This window comes from Methylotenera sp. (assembly GCF_029945535.1).
Taxonomy (GTDB): domain Bacteria; phylum Pseudomonadota; class Gammaproteobacteria; order Burkholderiales; family Methylophilaceae; genus Methylotenera.
This window is the reverse complement of record NZ_JAQSCU010000013.1, coordinates 270,596-289,692: the sequence shown is the minus strand read 5'-3', so window position 1 is coordinate 289,692 and position 19,097 is coordinate 270,596. Positions and strand designations below refer to the sequence as shown.

General features: G+C 43.4%; 15 protein-coding genes. 11 read left to right on the top strand and 4 right to left on the bottom strand.

Translation table 11 applies throughout. The features are described from left to right. Window positions 1-24: 24 nt before the first annotated feature. The 4 genes from PSU72_RS09210 to flgA form a co-directional block, all read right to left on the bottom strand. Window positions 25-6,117, bottom strand: coding sequence for a PAS domain S-box protein (locus tag PSU72_RS09210; RefSeq protein ID WP_300432067.1), 6,093 nt, complete (start codon window positions 6,115-6,117; stop codon window positions 25-27). A gap of 416 nt (window positions 6,118-6,533) precedes the next feature. Continuing rightward, window positions 6,534-7,007: a flagellar protein FlgN gene (locus PSU72_RS09205; RefSeq protein ID WP_300432065.1), complete on the bottom strand. Its 474-nt coding sequence runs from the start codon at window positions 7,005-7,007 to the stop codon at window positions 6,534-6,536. 35 nt (window positions 7,008-7,042) lie between these two features. Beyond that, window positions 7,043-7,363: a flagellar biosynthesis anti-sigma factor FlgM gene (flgM, locus tag PSU72_RS09200; RefSeq protein WP_300432064.1), complete on the bottom strand. Its 321-nt coding sequence runs from the start codon at window positions 7,361-7,363 to the stop codon at window positions 7,043-7,045. 171 nt (window positions 7,364-7,534) lie between these two features. Continuing rightward, complete coding sequence (flgA, locus tag PSU72_RS09195) at window positions 7,535-8,290, bottom strand: flagellar basal body P-ring formation chaperone FlgA (protein WP_300432063.1); 756 nt, start codon at window positions 8,288-8,290, stop codon at window positions 7,535-7,537. 244 nt (window positions 8,291-8,534) lie between these two features. On the opposite strand from flgA, the gene flgB reads away from it, so the two are divergent. From flgB to flgL, 11 genes are all read left to right on the top strand, one after another. Next, window positions 8,535-8,957 carry a flagellar basal body rod protein FlgB gene (flgB, locus tag PSU72_RS09190; protein ID WP_013148397.1) on the top strand — a complete coding sequence of 141 codons (423 nt, stop codon included), beginning with the start codon at window positions 8,535-8,537 and terminating at the stop codon, window positions 8,955-8,957. Window positions 8,958-8,980: 23 nt separating this feature from the next. After that, window positions 8,981-9,388, top strand: a complete 408-nt coding sequence (gene flgC / locus PSU72_RS09185; protein ID WP_013148398.1) for a flagellar basal body rod protein FlgC — start codon at window positions 8,981-8,983, stop codon at window positions 9,386-9,388. A gap of 80 nt (window positions 9,389-9,468) precedes the next feature. Further along, window positions 9,469-10,146, top strand: coding sequence for a flagellar hook assembly protein FlgD (gene flgD / locus PSU72_RS09180; RefSeq protein ID WP_300432061.1), 678 nt, complete (start codon window positions 9,469-9,471; stop codon window positions 10,144-10,146). 52 nt (window positions 10,147-10,198) lie between these two features. Continuing rightward, on the top strand, window positions 10,199-11,473 hold the full coding sequence (flgE, locus tag PSU72_RS09175; RefSeq protein WP_300432059.1) for a flagellar hook protein FlgE: 1,275 nt from the start codon (window positions 10,199-10,201) through the stop codon (window positions 11,471-11,473). Window positions 11,474-11,521: 48 nt separating this feature from the next. Beyond that, on the top strand, window positions 11,522-12,262 hold the full coding sequence (flgF, locus tag PSU72_RS09170; RefSeq protein WP_300432058.1) for a flagellar basal-body rod protein FlgF: 741 nt from the start codon (window positions 11,522-11,524) through the stop codon (window positions 12,260-12,262). Window positions 12,263-12,359: 97 nt separating this feature from the next. After that, entirely contained in the window at window positions 12,360-13,142 is a 783-nt protein-coding gene (gene flgG / locus PSU72_RS09165; RefSeq protein WP_300432056.1) for a flagellar basal-body rod protein FlgG, read from the top strand. A gap of 65 nt (window positions 13,143-13,207) precedes the next feature. Beyond that, entirely contained in the window at window positions 13,208-13,894 is a 687-nt protein-coding gene (locus tag PSU72_RS09160; RefSeq protein WP_300432055.1) for a flagellar basal body L-ring protein FlgH, read from the top strand. A gap of 83 nt (window positions 13,895-13,977) precedes the next feature. Next, window positions 13,978-15,027 carry a flagellar basal body P-ring protein FlgI gene (locus tag PSU72_RS09155; RefSeq protein WP_300432513.1) on the top strand — a complete coding sequence of 350 codons (1,050 nt, stop codon included), beginning with the start codon at window positions 13,978-13,980 and terminating at the stop codon, window positions 15,025-15,027. Between the two features lie 24 nt (window positions 15,028-15,051). Then, the gene (flgJ, locus tag PSU72_RS09150) at window positions 15,052-16,026 is read left to right on the top strand and encodes a flagellar assembly peptidoglycan hydrolase FlgJ (protein WP_300432054.1); all 975 of its coding nucleotides are present in this window, start codon (window positions 15,052-15,054) and stop codon (window positions 16,024-16,026) included. 160 nt (window positions 16,027-16,186) lie between these two features. Beyond that, window positions 16,187-18,139, top strand: coding sequence for a flagellar hook-associated protein FlgK (flgK, locus tag PSU72_RS09145; protein WP_300432053.1), 1,953 nt, complete (start codon window positions 16,187-16,189; stop codon window positions 18,137-18,139). Window positions 18,140-18,159: 20 nt separating this feature from the next. Further along, window positions 18,160-19,074, top strand: coding sequence for a flagellar hook-associated protein FlgL (flgL, locus tag PSU72_RS09140; protein ID WP_300432052.1), 915 nt, complete (start codon window positions 18,160-18,162; stop codon window positions 19,072-19,074). Window positions 19,075-19,097: the final 23 nt, after the last annotated feature.

Sequence of the window (19,097 nt, the reverse complement as noted above, 5' to 3'; positions counted from 1 at the left end):
TCAATAATCTACCTATTTGCCTAGTCATTGAGATTTAAGCAGTACCTCAAATTGCTCGATAGGTACTGGTCTTCCAAAGAAATAACCTTGGTAGTGCGTACATCCATTGTTAAGCAGTAAGCCTTGTTGCTCTTCAGTTTCTACACCCTCAGCAATAACGTTCAAATTAAGCGTGTGCGCCATCGCAACAATTGTCCTTACAATCGCCTGATCACTACTATCCACGGCAATATCACGCACAAATGACTGGTCAATTTTCAGTTGATACAAAGGTAGGCGTTTAAGGTATTGCAGTGAAGAGTAGCCAGTACCAAAGTCATCTAAAGAGAAGCGAATACCGACCTCTTTCAACCGGTTCATGGTGGTCACAGTATCTTCAATATTGTCTAGCAACATGCTCTCTGTAAGCTCTAATTTGAGCAGCATGGGGTTAACATCGTAACGCTTAACAGCTTCTTGTACCTGATTAACGAAATCAGCTTGTCGGAACTGCTTAGCACTTACGTTTATGGACAAAGTAAGCGCGCGCGTCATCGCGTCTTTTTCCCACATTTTAAGCTGATGACATGAAGTTTCTAGCACCCACTGCCCTATGGGTAGAATCAAACCAGTCTCTTCAGCGAGCGGAATAAAATGGAATGGTGAAACCAAGCCATGCTCAGGATGCAGCCAGCGAATAAGTGCTTCCGCCCCCATCGGGCGCCCAGCAACATCTACCTGAATTTGGTAATACAAATGTAGCTGTTGCTTATCGATAGCTTTACGTAACTCGCGCTCTAGGTCTACCCGAGTATTAATCACTTCTTGCATTTTTGGATCAAAAAACCGTATGGTATTACGGCCTGCTTTTTTCGCCTGATACATGGCAATATCTGCATGTTTCAGCAACTCTTCTTGTGACTGATTATGATTACTGAATAATGCCACGCCTATACTCGGTGTGCAGTGATACTCATGTTGACCAAGTTGATAGGCTTGATTCAACGAGGCAAGAATTTTTTCACCGATAGCCTCAACCTGAGTCGCAGCTTCTGGAGCGTCTTCACTTAAGCCTTCCAGTAAAACCACATATTCATCACCGCCCAAACGAGCGACAGTATCGCCCTCTCGCACGCAACTGACCAAGCGCTCCGCAACCTGTTGTAGCAACAAGTCACCAACATCATGACCTAAAGAGTCATTCAATGTCTTGAAGTGGTCTAAGTCTAAGAACAATACCGCGCCATCTCTACCTGTACGTGCATTGAATACCAAAGCTTGGTTTAATCTATCCACCATCAAGCGTCTATTAGGCAAGCCTGTCAAAGAGTCATAGAAAGCCAGATGTTTAATTTCTTCGGCAGCGGCTTTATTCATGGTGATGTCAGTTAAAGTGGCCACATGGTTGGTCACAATACCGTAGGCATTCTTAACTACGGTAACCGTTAAATGTTGTGGAAAAACCTCACCATTTTTGCGGCGGTTATAAACCTCACCCGCCCAATGACCTGTCGCATGCACACATTCCCACATGGCATCATAAAAACCTTCACTGTGTTGGCTAGAACTTAACAAACGTGGCGTATGCCCAACCGCCTCTTCAGTGGTATAGCCGGTAATATCACAAAACGCCTGATTGACTTTCAAGATGATATTTTTTGCATCAGTCACCATCATGCCTTCTTGCGACTCAAAAGCAATTGAGGCGATGCGCAAATCATCTTCAGCATGCTTACGTTCAATGGCAATACTCGCTAGATTAGCTGACTGCTCAATCAAAGTAATATCTCGTGGGGTTGGGGTGTTAGGTTTACGATGATAGATTGCAAATGTACCTAGTATTTTTCCACTGGGAGCCGAAATAGGCTGCGACCAACAAGCTTCCAAGCCAGAATTAAACGCTAATTCTCGATAGCCCTCCCAATAAGGATGCGTTTCTATATCCTCAACTATAACAAGCTCCCCAGTGAAAGCTGACGTACCACAAGACCCAGCACCCAAGCCAATTTCAACACCATCGATTACAGAGTTATAAAATGTAGGTAAACTTGGCGCCGCAGCATTACCCAAACGCTTACCTTCTGCATCAAGCAGCAATATGCTACACAGCATTTCAGGGTTAAACTGCTCTACGCCAAGTACTATTGCCTCCAGAATATTTTGCAGTGTTAAATCGGCAATTAATAGCTCTAGTATATGGCTACGAAATTGTTCAAACATTTCAGCGTGTTTACGTTCATTTATATCACGTGCAAAACCAACAGTGCCAACTACATCACCATCAATCGTGACTGGTGACTTATAGATTTCATACCATTTTTTCTGACCATTTATTTCAACAATCTCTTCTGAAGCTTTTGGCACACCGTTTCTTAATACCGCAATATCATCTGAGCGATATTTTTTTGCTAGCTCCTTGGGCCATACATCAAGATCAGTTAAGCCCGGTAATAAATCTTCTGAGTCATAACCACTTGCTTGAGTAAAGGCTTGGTTAACCGCAAGGTAACGATGCTTTTTGTCTTTTAACCACACCATGAATGGGAAGTTGTCTAACAATGAGCGCTGGTAACTTTCGCGTAGTTGCATCACTTGTTCAGCTTGTTTTAGCTGAGTCACATCTTCAAGCGTTACGCGTAATATAGGCTGATCATCGTCATTATCCATGCGTAAGCAGTGAAGATTTGCGTTGAATATAGATCCATCTGCACTAGCAAGCTTAAGCGACAAGGTTAACTCTTCGCCGCCCTGCTGCTGTTTAATCATTGTGAACTGGCGACGCCAAAAACCTTTGTCGTCCTCTACGACAAACTCCTCAAATCGATGCTGATTAATATCTTTACGCTGTAAGCCTAACATCGCGGTCACCTTCCAGTTAACCTCGGTAATCATGCCGTGCTTGGTAATAGATAAATACCCAATAGGCGCAAATTCATACAAATCGACATAGCGCTCGTGAGATTCCAATAGCTCAAATTGCATCCGTTTTAGCTTTTCTTCAGCAAGTTTACGTTCTGTGATGTCAATTTGCGTTCCAATCATACGTAGAGGCCGACCGTCTTCACTACGACTGACCACTATGCCTCGACTCAACATCCATTTGTACTCGCCATCTTTACAGCGAATGCGATACTCCACCATATAAACTTCTGTTTCACCTTCAATATAAGCATTACCAGCCGCTAAAACGCGTGGCTTATCTTCAGGATGAATAAGTGCTCGCCACTCGTCACGGGTTGGCATAATTTCGCTTGGCTCATAGCCCAGCATTTCTGCCCAGCGTTTAGAGTAAGTCGCTTCATCAGTCTGAATATTCACATCCCAAACGCCATCGCCTGAACCCTCAATGGCAAATTTTGAACGATATTCGCTTTCAATTAAAGCTTCTTCAGTTTTCTTACGCTCAGTAATATCAAGCACCGTGCCCACATAATAGCTAACGAGGCCATGCACGTCCTTTACTGCAGTTAACGTGAGCTGACCAAGGTAGATGTCGCCATTTTTACGCTTATTCCAAGCCTCACCACTCCATGTGCCAACCTCATTAATTGTCTTCCACATGTCTTTATAAAAATTCGTATCATGTTTAGTTGATTTAAGTATGTCGATAGACTGGCCAATTATCTCTTCGGCAGAGTATCCGGCAATTTTAGTAAACTCAGCATTCACTCTCACAATCTTACGTTTAGCATCAGCGATAATGATACTCTGCTGAGATTCAAACGCAGTTGCGGCGATACTTAGTTCAATTTCAGCTTGCTTCCGCTTACTCACATCGGTACTTGTACCAATCATGCGTAATGGCTTACCGTGCTCATCTCGACTAACGACCATGCCACGACCAAGAATCCATTTATAGCTACCATCTTTGCACTTGAGTCGACACTCAACTCTATAAATGGAAGTTTTTCCATCCAGATATAAACGCATTTCTTCTTCCACGCGCGCTTTATCATCAGGATGAAATCGATTTTCCCAAGCTTCACCAGTTGGAAGCGAATCTAATGACGAATAACCAAGTATTTCTTTCCAGCGTGCACTGTGTTCTATCGTATTGGACTGAATATCCCAGTCCCAAACACCATCGCCAGAACCTTCAATCGCAAATTTCCAAAGATCATCTTTCGCTTTCAAGTCAACTTCCAGCTGTTTACGAAAGCTAAAGTCACTTGCAGTGCCGATCATGCGCAAGGCTTTGCCATCATGACCCCTACTTAGCACAATGCCACGGTCGTGTATCCACTTATAACTGCCATCTTTACATAACATTCTGTATTCGCACTCATAAGTAGGCGTGTTGCCGTCTAAGCAGCTTTGCAGCTTTGCAAGTGTGGACATTTTGTCGTCTGGGTGTATGCGCAACTCCCACTCATCAAGTCTATGACTAAGTTCATTTTCAGAATAACCAATCATGTCAAACCATGCTTTAGAGTAATTAATGGTCTGCGCGACTTCATCGGTATCCCACAAGCAATCGCCAAATCCTTCAATGGCAAATTTCCAGCGCGCATCACGCTCCATCAAGTCTTGTTGAATTCGCTTACGTTCGGTAATGTCAACGACGCTAATAAAGAAGCCATCAACCTGATTATTTTCATCCAAGTTAGGTGTGAAGTGCACTAGACCATACATTTCACCATAACCTAAAATATCAGCTCTAATTTCAAAGTTAACCGCTTCACCAGCTATTGCACGTCTGGCATAGGGTTCTTCCTGTGCAAATAAGTCTTCGCCGAGAATTTCTTGCATGGTATGCCCAACAATCTCTTCCATAGGCTTAGCAAAAATGACCGTATATTGGTGGCTTACAAAAATATAACGTAGGTTGTTGTCTACTCTAGAAGCCGTAACAGGGATATTGTTCATCACGAGACTCAGTTCACGCTCGTTGCTTTCAATGCGCTTAGCCATCGTATCGAACTCTTGCGAGGTTTTAGCGAGCTCGTCATTTCCCAGCAAATTTGCGCGGGCTTTCATATCACCCAAACCATACCTGCGCACAGCATCGGCTAAAGTTTGCAGGCGCTTAATAATGTTGCGCTGAACAGCCAAGTCAATCAAGAAGCCAATCAGCAAGCCAATAGCAAGCACTATGCCTACTAATGAGTAAAATAACTGACGCATAGGCGCCAAAATCTCATTCACAGGCACTAAGCGCACATAGCGCCAATCTAGGTAAGGCATAGGGGCATCTATAGCCAAATACTCACGACCATTAAATCTCACATGCTTATCATAAACATGTGTACTCAAACTTAATGCTTTATGTCCTAAGAGTTCAGCCAACTCAGGCTCTTGAGTTAAGTCTAATTTAAACGTATCTGGATGAGCCTCGAGCTGCTTTTGCCAAGGCCCTGCATCGATATAATTACCTTCTGCATCCATCAAAAAGAGCTGCTCACCGGCGTAGCGCTGACTTTTTTGCATTAAAGAAGGAAGTGCTTTAGTAATGCTAATATCGCGCCCTATTGTGCCTATCCAACGTCCATTAACGTCTAGCGGTAAAACCGCACTGATGATCCAACTGCTAGATACTGGGTCAAGCAGTGGCGGCGTCCAACGCACTTCACGCTTAGGGTTTGTGGCAGGATCGCCTAAAGTAAACCAAGCAGTTGAAGTGTAATCCGTATCAGCTTTCATTAACGCTGCAAATTCTGGATACAAATGATCGTAAATGACTTCCGTTTTATCTTTTGTTAGTAGCCATATATTGCCGTAAGCATTGGTAATTGAGGTGCCGTAAATATCTAACAAATGCTTACTTCGCAAATGCAGACTTTTTTGCTCCGCATCTAAAACTGCATCTGATGGTAAAAACATCCCTGCTTCAGTGCGTCCATCAAAACCTTCATGTCGATTGCGCCATGCCTGATCTGGGTAACGTTGTACTAATCGGTCAAAAGCTGCGGCTTCGCCCACTTTAGGCGGCTCAGCTAAGGTTTTTTCGAGCGTACTAGATAATGCTTTTAGGCTGAACTCGTAACCGAGTAGAGTTTGAGTGTTATTAGTAACAATAGTCTGAGTTTCATTGGTAAGCGTAGCCGCCTCAGTTGCAAGCAGACTTTGCTTTAAGTAAAGATAAATGCCTGCGGCGGCGGGGATGATGACTAGCAGAACACTAGCCACTACTATGAGCATTAACTTGCGACCTACATTCATAGCGAACAGTCGCGACTCAGAGAAAAAGGTGAGATAAACCTTGGTAAATAGTGCTGATATGAACAGCGTAATGGTCTATTTAAAATGACATGCTTAAAACTGAAGGGGCAAAAAAGATTGTTTAGAGGTGTTGTTGCTAGCAATATATATATGTGCCAAATCATCGTAACCAAGGCATGCAGCATACATACAAGAGGTAATAAGAATTTACTAATCACCATTTAATGGTACCAAAGCCATCAGGTACGCTCCTTTACACTTATTATTATTTTTGAATGAAAAGTAATCACGTTACTTTTTTAATGAAAGTAAGCAGAATTTACTAAGTCGAATTGCAAGTTACAGTGACTACTTTAAGTCCATTAAAGTGCCATAATTATAACAAGAAAAAATCATTAAGCAATTAAAGATGAGCGAGAGCCAGACTGTGATTTTGCTTGGCCATTTTTGCCGTAAACGCCACTATTATCTAAGCTACCTTGTAAGTGATTGAGCAGTTGTTGATTGCGATTGAAATGTTTATTGATGAGAACGCCATTGAGCCGATTCATTTCTTTGGCTTGGCTGATTGATTTCTGAAAACGTTCCCATGACTCGGTTAACGCAGGTTTGGTTTGGCTTTTAAGCCAAGCTGTCATACCAGATTCATTCGGTGCAAAACCACCTGCAGCAAGTGCAGCATAACGACTATTAGCTGTGAGACTAATGTTTTGCAATAACACAGACTTTTCTTCCATTACTGCTTCTATAGCGTCAATATCAGACAACACCAAGCTTGATTGCTCTCGCGTTAATACTTCTAGCAGACTGTTCACTAATTTCGCGTCTTGCTCGAAAGTAATCATCAGATTAGAAGCTGGCTTGTTCATGTTGTCCTCGTTATATTTAGTACATTATTTTGTCGCTATTTCTGCGTAGATAAGAAATCTTTCACAGAGCTAATCAAACCATCAGCGACTTTTTCTGAATCCACTTTAAATTGACCGTTCGCAATCGCCGATTTAATCGCTTCAACTTTTTCAGCATCGAATACACTACTAGCCGAGACTTTTTCTTCAAGTGATTTCAATTGTGCTGACAATGGCGATAGTGTGACACTTTCAGCAGATTTAGCATCAACTTGTGAAGCCTGTGCATTTTTATTATTAGCTGAGCCTAGTTTTCCAGCGACTGGTTTATCAATACCGAGGCCAGCTGTATTCTTGATAGAGTCATTAATTTTCATGGCTATTTATCCTTTTCGCTTAAATTACCTTGCGCTACTTTTAACTACAACTAACGCATTCATATTGCTTATATCGGCATAGTTTAAGCGAACTTTAATACTTTGTAAGCTTTTTATTCATTCTCTATAAATTAACGTTTTTAAATTATGAAGTTAGCTTTAAACTTCACGTCAAAATCCAACCTCTACTTGACCACCATTCCTTGCAATACCTGTCACTATTTGACCACTCGCGACCTTCACTTGCACAACCTGCCCTTCGTTAGCCTTTGCCATCGATAGACCTTCGGCTGAAACACTAAACCCATTACCCTTAGACGTCACCATCACGGTTTGCCCTATCTGTACTACAGGCGCAATTTTAAGTAACTCTTGTCTAAGTACCGCACCTGCATTCGTAGAGATATTCACGGTACGACCAATCGCTTGCGATTGCTCAGTAAATACACCTGCAGGCAACTGTGTTAAATCGCCAGTTTCAAACATCATATCTTGCTCAGTTACCGTTTGGCCTTGCGCCAATGGTGATGCAGCCACCAAATATTGCGCCATGACATTAACTGTTGCTTGCACATATATAGTCCAAACATTTGGAGCATTGCAACGCACGCCTACACTTGTTTTACCCCATGCCCTACTGCCTGTTGGCATAAAAACTTGCATATCAGGGCATTGCGCTAGCTTTAAGTTAGGGTCTATTGAACCAGCACGTACGCTCACCTTGCCAGGGTAGCCAATGGTCTGTGTTTCTAGAAATTCTGTAATTTTTGTTTTTATTAATGCCAAATTCTGCTTTGTCATTGGTGGCGCAACGGCAGTAACAGGCGTTGCAGACTCGGCAAAGCTACTTGCGGAGCTAATAAAACCACCGATTAAACTAAAGACTACTAAACCGGTAAGTACATTAAATTGATGGCGCTTGAACATATCGAATCCCATGGCAATGGTAAAAACTCAATATGTATTCTACGACGTTAGCCGCATAGCAAAATTAAGAAAAGGGCAAGTTTTACCCTTTTACTTTAACAATCAAAGTCACTCTTTTAATTCTAGACTTGCACGTAATACAAATTGTTTGCAAAAAGTGGTTTGCAACTAAGTTATCGGCAATCAATGACTTTTCTTTAAGAATGTTTAAAAAAAGTTTATGCCGTTATAAAAGGAATTCATCATGCTGAATAGATTAGACGAAGCTTTAAGTTTTCATCAAAACGCATTAAGAGTGCGCGGCCAGCGCCAAGAGCTGATTGCAGCGAATATTGCTAATGCTGACACCCCAAACTTTAAAGCGCGCGACATCGACTTTAAGGCCGCTATGCAAAGTGCGGTTGCTGGCATTAATAAAGATGCTTTTCAAACAGCAAAAACTTCGCCACTACATCTAGATGGCTCTCGTGCAAGCAACAGTAACACTAGCGCTGCGCCGGGCGAACCTTTATTTCGCCCAATTATTCAAGGCAGCGTAGATGGCAACACGGTTGATATGGACGTAGAACGCAACCAATTTGCCGACAATGGTATTCGTTATGAAGCAAGCTTAACGCTCATCAACGCTCAGTTAAAGCAAATGCTTGCAGCGTTGCAAAGTTCTTAATTTTTATTGGGATAGGATAAAAAATGTCTCTATTTAACGTATTCAATATTTCGGGTTCAGCCATGAGTGCGCAAGCACAGCGCTTAAACACGGTTGCCAGTAATCTTGCCAATGCCGATAGCGCCACTAGCGCCAACGGAACGCCATATAAGGCCAAACAAGTGGTATTTAGTGCAACGCCTACTGGCTCTCCAGACGCAAGTGGCGTGAAGGTGCTAAAGGTGATTGAAGATAACTCACCCGCCAAAGTGGTATACGACCCTAAGCATCCGCTGGCGAACGATAAAGGTTACGTCACCATGCCAAACGTCAATGTGACAGAAGAAATGGTGAATATGATTTCTGCCTCACGTGCGTACCAAAACAACGTCGAAACCATGAATGCCGCTAAAACCATGCTACTTAAAACACTGACGATCGGACAACAATAAAGAGCACAAGAATAGACCGACCTAATCAATAAAGTACAGCAAGTTAAATCATTTAAATTTTACATACAAAGGTAAATATTATGGCCTCCGTACAAAGTACTACCAACACTCCTTCCCAAGCATTACTAGATAGCGTAAATGGTACTAGTAGCTCCGCTAAAAGTAGCGTAGATACAGCTCAAGATAGATTTATGACTTTACTCATCACACAGATGAAGAATCAAGACCCATTAAACCCAATGGATAACGCACAAGTGACTAGCCAAATGGCGCAACTCTCTACTGTGACAGGCATCAACAAGCTAAATAGCACGGTGGAATCGCTGATGAGCAGCATGCAGTCTGGGCAATCTTATCAGGCCGCCAACATGATAGGCCATAACGTTTTGGTACCTGGTACGTCGGTGACCACTAGTGGCACTGGCGGCTACTTTGGCATAGATATACCAACAGGTGCAGATAAGCTTAGCGTGCTAATTAAAGACTCTGCAGGTTCAACTATCAGAACATTGAATCTAGGTGCGCAAGATGCTGGCACCTTGCCATTTAAATGGGATGGCTTTGCAGATGACGGTTCAGTAGCAAAAACTGGCAGTTATAAATTCGAAGTTACCGCCACCACTGCAGGCCAGAGCGTTACAGCTGATGCACTGAATTATGCCGAAGTGATGAGTGTTTCTACTGGCACAAGCGGTGTTAAATTGAATTTAAGCAATTTAGCTAGCGTAAGTACTACCGACGTAAAAGAAATTTTCTAATTTACACACCATATTGATAGCAACTATTAAATACACATAACAGGAGAACACCATGAGTTTTCAGCAAGGTTTAAGCGGCTTAAATGCAGCATCAAAACAGTTAGAAGTGATTGGCAATAACGTAGCCAATGCTAACACGGTAGGTTTTAAACAATCACGCGCAGAATTTGCGGATGTATTTGCCAACTCACTCACTGGCGGTGGCGGCACACAAATTGGTATTGGTACCAATCTATCTACCGTTGCGCAACAATTCACACAGGGAAACGTGACTAGCACTAACAACTCCTTAGACATTGCTATCAATGGCGGTGGGTTTTTCCGCATGACCAATAACGGCGCTGTGACTTATTCACGGAATGGCCAATTTAAAATGGATAAAGATGGCTTTATTGTAGATTCTGCAAGTAAGCATCTGACTGGCTATGCGGCGGATACCAATGGCGCTATACAAAAAGGCGCAACTGTAGACCTGAAAATTAACACCTCAGACTTACAGCCTAAAGCATCTGCGAAAATAGTTGGATTAGTGAATTTAGATTCGCGCAAAGCAACACCTGCTGTTACACCATTCGTCCCTACAGACCCAACTACTTATACCGATTCTACCGCTGTAACAGTATTTGATAGCTTAGGTAACTCTCATACCTTGCAAACCTACTTTGTTAAAGACCCTGCACCCAATGTTTGGAAAGTCTATACAACGGCAGATGGCATTTCCACCACCGTCTTACCTGCAGCAACGGCAACATTAACATTCCCAGCTACTGGCACTGGTCTTGGCCCTACCAGTTCACCTCCGAGCCCAACCCCAGTAACATTTGCACCATTAAAACCGCCAGTTCCACCTGCAACAACGCCAACCATTGCAACGGGTGCAGCGGCAATGGCACTTACTATAGATTACTCGGCTAGTACGCAGTTTGGTTCGGACTACAGCATTAATAGCCTAACGCAAGACGGCTACACTTCAGGACGCCTTGCAGGATTTAATACTGGCGCGGATGGCATCATCGTTGGACGCTACAGCAACGGTCAATCAAGAGCGCTTGGACAAGTCGTACTATCAAGCTTTGCTAATCCTAATGGCTTGCAGTCGCTCGGTGGCAATGCATGGAGTGAGAGTTCAACCTCTGGTACACCACTGACTGGCGTTCCTAATACAGGCACATTAGGTGTACTGCAATCCTCAGCCGTTGAAGACTCCAATACCGACCTAACGGCTGAATTAGTCAACATGATTACCGCACAGCGTTACTATCAAGCCAATGCGCAAACCATTAAAACGCAAGATCAGGTTTTACAAACTTTAGTTAACTTACGTTAGTAAATAAGTCTTAATAAATAAGCTATTTAAAGAATTAGGAGAGCCGCTATGGATCGCATGATTTACACCGCAATGACAGGCGCAAAACACATACTTGAACAACAGGCAACAACTGCCCATAACTTAGCCAATGTCACATCTACTGGCTTTAAGGCACAAGTTGATTCGTTCAGGGCCGTACCTGTGATCAGCGAAGGTTTAGCAACCCGTGCATTTGTAGTGGATTCTACCGTAGGCGCAGACTTTAACCCTGGCGCTATTCAATCGACTAGCCGTGATTTAGATGTGGCGATTCAAGGTAAGGGTTGGTTATCCATTCAGCGAGCTGATGGCTCTGAAGGCTATACGCGTAATGGCTCCCTCAAAGTCAGTGAAAATGGTGTGTTACAAACCGCTACTGGTTTAACGGTATTAGGCGATGGCGGCCCTATCAGTATTCCGCCTGATGTTGCAATTTCTATCGGCAAAGACGGAACGGTATCAACCGTTGCGAATGGTTCTAAACCAGGTGCGTCCAATGTATTAGGCCGCTTAAAACTAGTCAACCCACCTGAAGCAGACTTAGTACGCGCTGAAGATGGCTTGTTTGTAACCAGCAATGGTAACCCCGCAGAGGTCGATGCAAACGTGCATGTTGTTGGCGGTGCGCTGGAAAGCAGTAACGTTAATGTGATAGATGCGATGGTTTCTATGATTAGTTTAGCCAGACAGTTTGAAACTCAAATGAAGCTCATGCAAAGCGCTGAGAATAACGCTAATAAAGCCTCTCAACTCCTAAGTTTGGGTTGAGTCTAGTTGGGTTAAGATTGTTTCATAGCATTCTGATATATCAATCAGCATTGATTAGTTAATTACAAACATCTGCTGATTTTTGAGAGGAAATAAAATGATACGCTCACTATGGATTTCAAAAACTGGCCTAGATGCCCAACAAACACAAATGGACGTGATTGCCAATAACTTGGCAAACGTCAGCACTAATGGTTTTAAGCGCTCCCGTGCCGTGTTTGAAGACCTGCTCTATCAAAACATTCGCCAGCCTGGTGCACAAACCTCTCAACAAACACAATTGCCCTCAGGTTTACAACTAGGTACAGGGGTAAGGCCTGTGGCGACAGAGCGAATTTTCAGCCAAGGTAATTTACAACAAACTAGCAACGACAAAGATGTGGCTATTCAAGGCGCAGGCTTCTTTCAAGTGTTGATGCCAGATGGCACTACGGCTTACACCCGCGATGGTTCTTTTCAGGTAGATAGCCAAGGTCAATTAGTAACGTCTAGCGGCTTTCCTGTTCAACCAGCGATTACTGTTCCAGCCACGGCACAAAGCTTTACCGTAGGTCGCGATGGTACGGTTTCAGTCACGACTGCGGGTTCAACTGCCACCACACAAATTGGCACTTTGCAGCTGGCAACATTTATTAATCCAGCTGGTTTGCAAGGCAAAGGTGAAAACCTTTTTGTAGAAACAACGGCTTCCGGCAACCCTACAGCTAACACGCCTGGTGCTAATGGTGCGGGCCTATTGACACAAGGCTACGTTGAAACTTCTAACGTCAATGTGGTGGAAGAGTTAGTCAATATGATTCAAACCCAACGTGCGTACGAAATTAACAGCAAAGCCATTACCACATCCGATCAAATGTTACAAAAATTGACGCAGATGTAATGTTGACTCAATAAAAATTAAATGAAAATTAATTGAATCCAACTTAAGCAAAAAAAGAGTTAAATATGTTAAATACTCATTCTCGTAAAGTGTGTAATCTAGCCTTAAAAGGCATTGCGTTAGCATCATGCTTACTAGTAAACGCTTGCGCTTTTACTCCAGAAACCGTTGTAAAACAACCCATGACAGCAAAGCCAGCCGCTGTAGCTCCGGTTAAATCCAACAATGGTGCTATTTTTAATGTAGCGGCTTATCACCCTTTATTTGAAGACCGTCGCCCACGCTATGTGGGGGATACTGTCACGATTAACATTACAGAAAATACCAACACCACCAAAAATTCTGAAAGCAATGGTAGTAAAGACGGTAAAGCAGCTAATTCAATTACCAGTTTATTTGGCCATAATGTACCTGCAGCTAGCTTTGCAGGCAGCTCATCTAACTCAGTCAAAGAAAAAGATGATGCTAAATCCAGCAATGTATTCAATGGCTCGATTACCGTGACGGTGATTGATGTATTGCCAAACGGCAACTTATCAGTGAGCGGTGAAAAACAGATCTCATTCGATAGAGGCACTGAGTTCGTACGTTTCTCAGGTGTGGTAAGCCCAGACAGCATCACTGTTGGCAACTTTGTACCATCTAGTAAAGTAGCGGATGCACGTATTGAATATAGAACCAATACCAAAGTGGATGCCGCAAGTATTGCCGCTCTAGTGGCACGCTTTTTCTTAAGCATGGGTGCGCTTTAGTGAACATCATGACATATCAACACACAAAAAATAACTCTCATGTATGGCGCTACATCTGCTGCGTACTATTTTTCGTCAGCTTGATGTTTATTCAGTCTGCGCATGCCGAAAGATTAAAAGACTTAGCGACAATTCAAGGTGTGAGAAACAACCAGTTAATCGGCTACGGTCTTGTTGTGGGCTTGGATGGCACAGGTGACCAAACGCCCTACACTGTGCAAAGTATGATTAGTATGATGCAGCAAATGGGTGTGAATTTGCCTCCTGGCACTAGCGTACAAATGAAGAACGTGGCCTCTGTGATTATTACAGGTAGCTTGCCCGCCTTCGCTCAACCAGGTCAAACTTTAGACGTGACCGTTTCATCAATGGGTAGTGCAAAAAGTTTACGTGGCGGCACGCTTTTGATGACACCACTCAAAGGTGCTGACGGCCAGATTTACGCCATGGCGCAAGGTAACTTAGTGGTCGGCGGCGTAGGCGCTTCAGCTAATGGTAGCCAAACACAAATCAATCACCTCAGCGTCGGTAGAATTTCTGATGGTGCAACAGTAGAACGCTCAATTCCAAATACAATCAACCTAACGGATAACGTTAACTTAGAGCTTAAAGAATCAGACTTTTCAACTGCATCTTTAGTCGTAGATGCTATTAACAAACGTTTTGGTCAAAACACTGCGCTTGCACAAGATGGGCGTGTTATTCGCGTGCAAGCACCTGCGAACTCTAGCCGTGTAAGCTTTCTTGCCGATTTAGAAAAAATCAATGTTGCACCCGCCCCTACTACCGCAAGAATTATCATGAATGCTCGAACTGGTTCTGTGGTGATGAACCAAGCTGTCACATTGGAAAACTGCGCAGTATCGCACGGTAATTTATCTGTAGTCATCAACACAGACCCTGTTATTAGCCAACCTGGCGCACTATCAAGCGGACAAACCGTATCAACCGCACGCTCACAAATTGAAATCAACAAAGAACCGGGCAAGGTTTTAAAACTGAATAGCGGCGCTAATCTATCAGATGTAGTAAAAGCACTTAATGCGATTGGTGCAACACCACAAGACCTACTTGCCATTTTGCAAGCCATGAAAGCCGCTGGCTCATTGCACGCGGATTTAGAAGTGATTTAACATGACTTTCGTAGAGAATTTATCATGATTAGCGGTGCAGATTTATCTGGAGGAGTAGCCTTTGATGCCAATGGTCTAAATGGCTTAAAGAATGCTGCAAAAGAAAATTCACCAGAAGCCATTAAGGGCGTTGCTAAGCAGTTTGAGGCAATTTTCATGAACATGATGTTGAAAAGCATGCGTGAAGCCTCACCGCAAGATAATCCTTTTGATAACGAGCAAAGCCGTACATTCACTTCGATGCTGGATCAGCAACTAAGTAGCAACCTAGCCTCAAAAGGGTTAGGTCTTTCGGATGTACTTGTTAGGCAACTTAGTCAAGGTAGCAACCCCATCAATAACACCATGGAACAAGCAGTAACTGATACACCATCAGCGTCCGCCTCTGACGCAAAGTCTAATGCTATTATCAGTAACCCTTTATCACCAAGCAGTAACAAACCCACCAATAATCTACCAGACTCTAAAGCACTGATTGATTATAAAAGCTCGCCTACAGATACATCATTGATCAATAACAAGGTTGATGCTAAGTCATTAAGTGATGGCGCAGCTGAGTTCAAGAATCGTATGTCCAAACATGCAGAAGAAGCCAGTCGCACTACTGGCGTGCCTGCCCATCTGATGTTGGGTCAAGCCGCGCTTGAAAGTGGTTGGGGCAAACGCGAATTAAAAGGCGCAGATGGCACACCAAGTAATAACCTATTCGGCATTAAAGCTTCGGGCAATTGGGATGGCAAAGTGGTAGAAGCCACCACTACAGAATATATCCACGGCGTAAAACAAAAACGTATCGAAAAATTCCGCGCTTACGATAGCTACGCCGATTCCTTCAAAGACTTTGCCAATATGATGAATAACAATCCACGCTACAACAAAGTGATGGCAAATTTAGATAGCGTGAATGGTTATGCGCAAGCCATGCAGAATGCTGGATACGCGACTGACCCCAATTACGCAAGCAAACTGGCGAACGTGATACAGAAAGTGATCCCTTAACAATTACCACGTACTAACCGCAATATCACAATACGTAAGGTAAGCATTAAGGCCAAAATTAATTAAATCAAAATTAATTAAATTAAGATGAGTGGTCTAAAGTTTTCTATTTTCTGACCGTCATCATAGTTGTACACAGTTTTTCTAAAGAGTAAATATCATGGCTGACATACTAAGTATAGGAAAAAGCGCACTAGCAGCAGCTCAGGTTGGCCTCAGCACGACTGGTCACAATATCGCCAATGCATCTACACCTGGGTACTCAAGACAAGTCGTTGTACAAGCTGCAGCACAAGCTCAAAGCTCTGGAAGCGGCTATATTGGACAAGGTACAGAGGTCGCTAGTATCACTCGCGCCTTTAATGAAATACTAGCTAAACAAGTGATTAATAGCCAAGCTAGTAGCGCTAGTAGCGAAACTTATGCGGCTCAGCTTAGTAACATTAACAATATGCTGTCTGACGCTTCTGCAGGCTTAAATCCAGCCATTTCTAGCTTCTTTAGTAGTGTGACGGATCTATCGGCTAACCCTAGCGATATTCCGACCCGTCAATCAATGTTATCTTCTGCACAATCGCTGATAAACCGCCTACAAAGCACTAACAGTCGCCTGAATGAAGTTAGAAGTGACATCAATACCGCCCTCTCAGGGAGCGTTAATTTAGTCAACACCTATGCAAAACAAATTGCGTCACTCAACAATTCGATTGAAACCGCGATCAGCAGTAATGGTAATACCCCCAATGATTTGATGGATCAACGTGATCAATTGGTTACTGAATTAAGCAAACAAATTAAAACCACCGTAGTGCCGCAAGGACAAGGTAGTTACAACATATACGTAGGTAACGGCTTACCATTGGTCATTGGTAAAAGCGTGATGTCGCTGACCACCTCAAGCTCACCAACAGACCCGACAAGATTGGAAGTTGCATATCAATCATCTGGAAAATCCACCGTTTTAGGCACGAATAGCTTACCTGGCGGTGCGATTGGCGGCTTATTACAATTTAGAGCAGAATCACTAGACCCCATACAAAATCAAATAGGTCAAATTGCGCTTGTTCTGGGCGACACATTTAATACACAGCACCAACAAGGTGTAGATTTAAATGGCAATGCAGGTGGTAATTTATTTAACATTGCAACGCCAACGGTCAGTGCTAGTGGAAGCAATTCTGGCACCGCCATTGTGACTAGTCAGATTGTGGATGCTCGTGCCGTCACCACCAGCGACTATCGCTTACAATTTGACGGTACAAACTATAAGATTTCTCGTCTTTCGGATAATGTGGTCTTGTATAACGACCCTGCCGCACCTACGTCTGCAAGCTTACCGACGCCCCCAGCCACATCATTAGATGGTCTGAGCTTTAATGTGTCAGCAGGCATGGCTGCTAATGATGAATATGTCATCCGCCCTACAAGAGATGTAGCCACAACCATTAGCTTAGCTATTACTGACGCCAAAAAATTGGCTATTGGTAGCGCCACGCTAAGTTCGGTCGCGAATACAACCAATACTGGCACTGCAAGCATCAGTGTACCCCCAGCGGGTAGCACATTAACGGGTACTTTAGGTCTCACCTACTCAAGTGGCGTGCCTGGAACGCTATCCATGGCCCCATCAACACAACCCGTGACGGTGACGGTATCAGGTGTCCCTACAGTTTATCCAGCGGGCTCACCAATCACCTATACCAGTGGTGCAACCATTTCCGTTGGAGGACTAAGCTTCGCTATCACCGGCACACCTGCAAATGGTGATAAATTCACATTATCTGCAAGCGGCCCCAGCGATAATCGTAACGGCCTATTATTGGCAGGCTTGCAAAAACAGGGAACCATCAATAACAGCTCCACCACATATTCGAGCGCATTTGCTGAACTCGTGAATGGTGTGGGTAACAAAACGCGTGAGTTGAAAATCACCTCTGCTGCTGAGACTAAAGTATTAGAGCAAGCAAACACAGCAATGCAGTCAGAATCTGGCGTGAATTTAGATGAAGAAGCCACTAACCTGCTACGTTATCAGCAAGCTTATCAGGCAGCCGGAAAAATGATGCAAATCGCTTCTCAACTCTTCAGCACCCTATTACAACTGGGAGCATAAGCTTAGCTTAAGGAAAAATCATGCGTATAAGTACAAATAGCATCTACCAATCAGGCATTACTAGAATCGGCAACATACAGTCTGAACAAGCCAAATTACAAGAACAGATTTCTACTGGTCGTCGTATATCATCACCTTCAGATGATCCTGTTGCAGCTGCACGCGCGCTAGAGATTTCATCTGCTCAAAGTGCTAATACTAAATTTGCCGATACTCGCCAAACAGCGCAGCTTAAACTAAACACTTTAGAATCTAACCTAACCAGCGTGACTAATTTACTCGTTTCCACCCAATCCACCTTAGTTGGTGCAGGAAATGCCACGCTATCGGATACAGAAAGAGGTTTTATTGCCTCTGAATTAAAAGGCTCTCTTGACGCGCTGATTGGACTTGCCAATACACAAGATGCCTCTGGCAACTACCTGTATGCTGGTTTTAAATCTAGTACCACGCCGTTTGTTGCTAATGCCGCTGGGGCTACCTATGCGGGGGATAGTAATCAGCAACTATTACAGGTAGATTCACAACGCCAAATGGCAGTCAACGCGACTGGCGATAATGTGTTTCAAGGTAATGGTAACGATGTATTTGCTGCGTTAAGCAAGCTAGTCACGCTGCTTAATACACCCATTACTAATGCTGCCACACAAGCTGCCTATAACACTGGAATATCAACAGCAATTACTAGCTTAAAAGGCTCAGTCGATAACGTGTTAAATGTACGTGCTGACATAGGTGCAAAACTCAATGAAATTGACAATCTAGACACCGCAGGCTCTGACCGCGCATTGCAATACAGTAAATCGCTTTCAGACTTGCAAGATACCGACTATGCCAGCGCGCTTTCAGACTTCGCAAAACAGCAAACGATTATGGAAGCCGCTCAAAAGTCATTTGTGGAACTCAGTAGTTTATCGCTGTTTAAGTTAATCTAAACAAGCTAAGCACATCAAGTCTT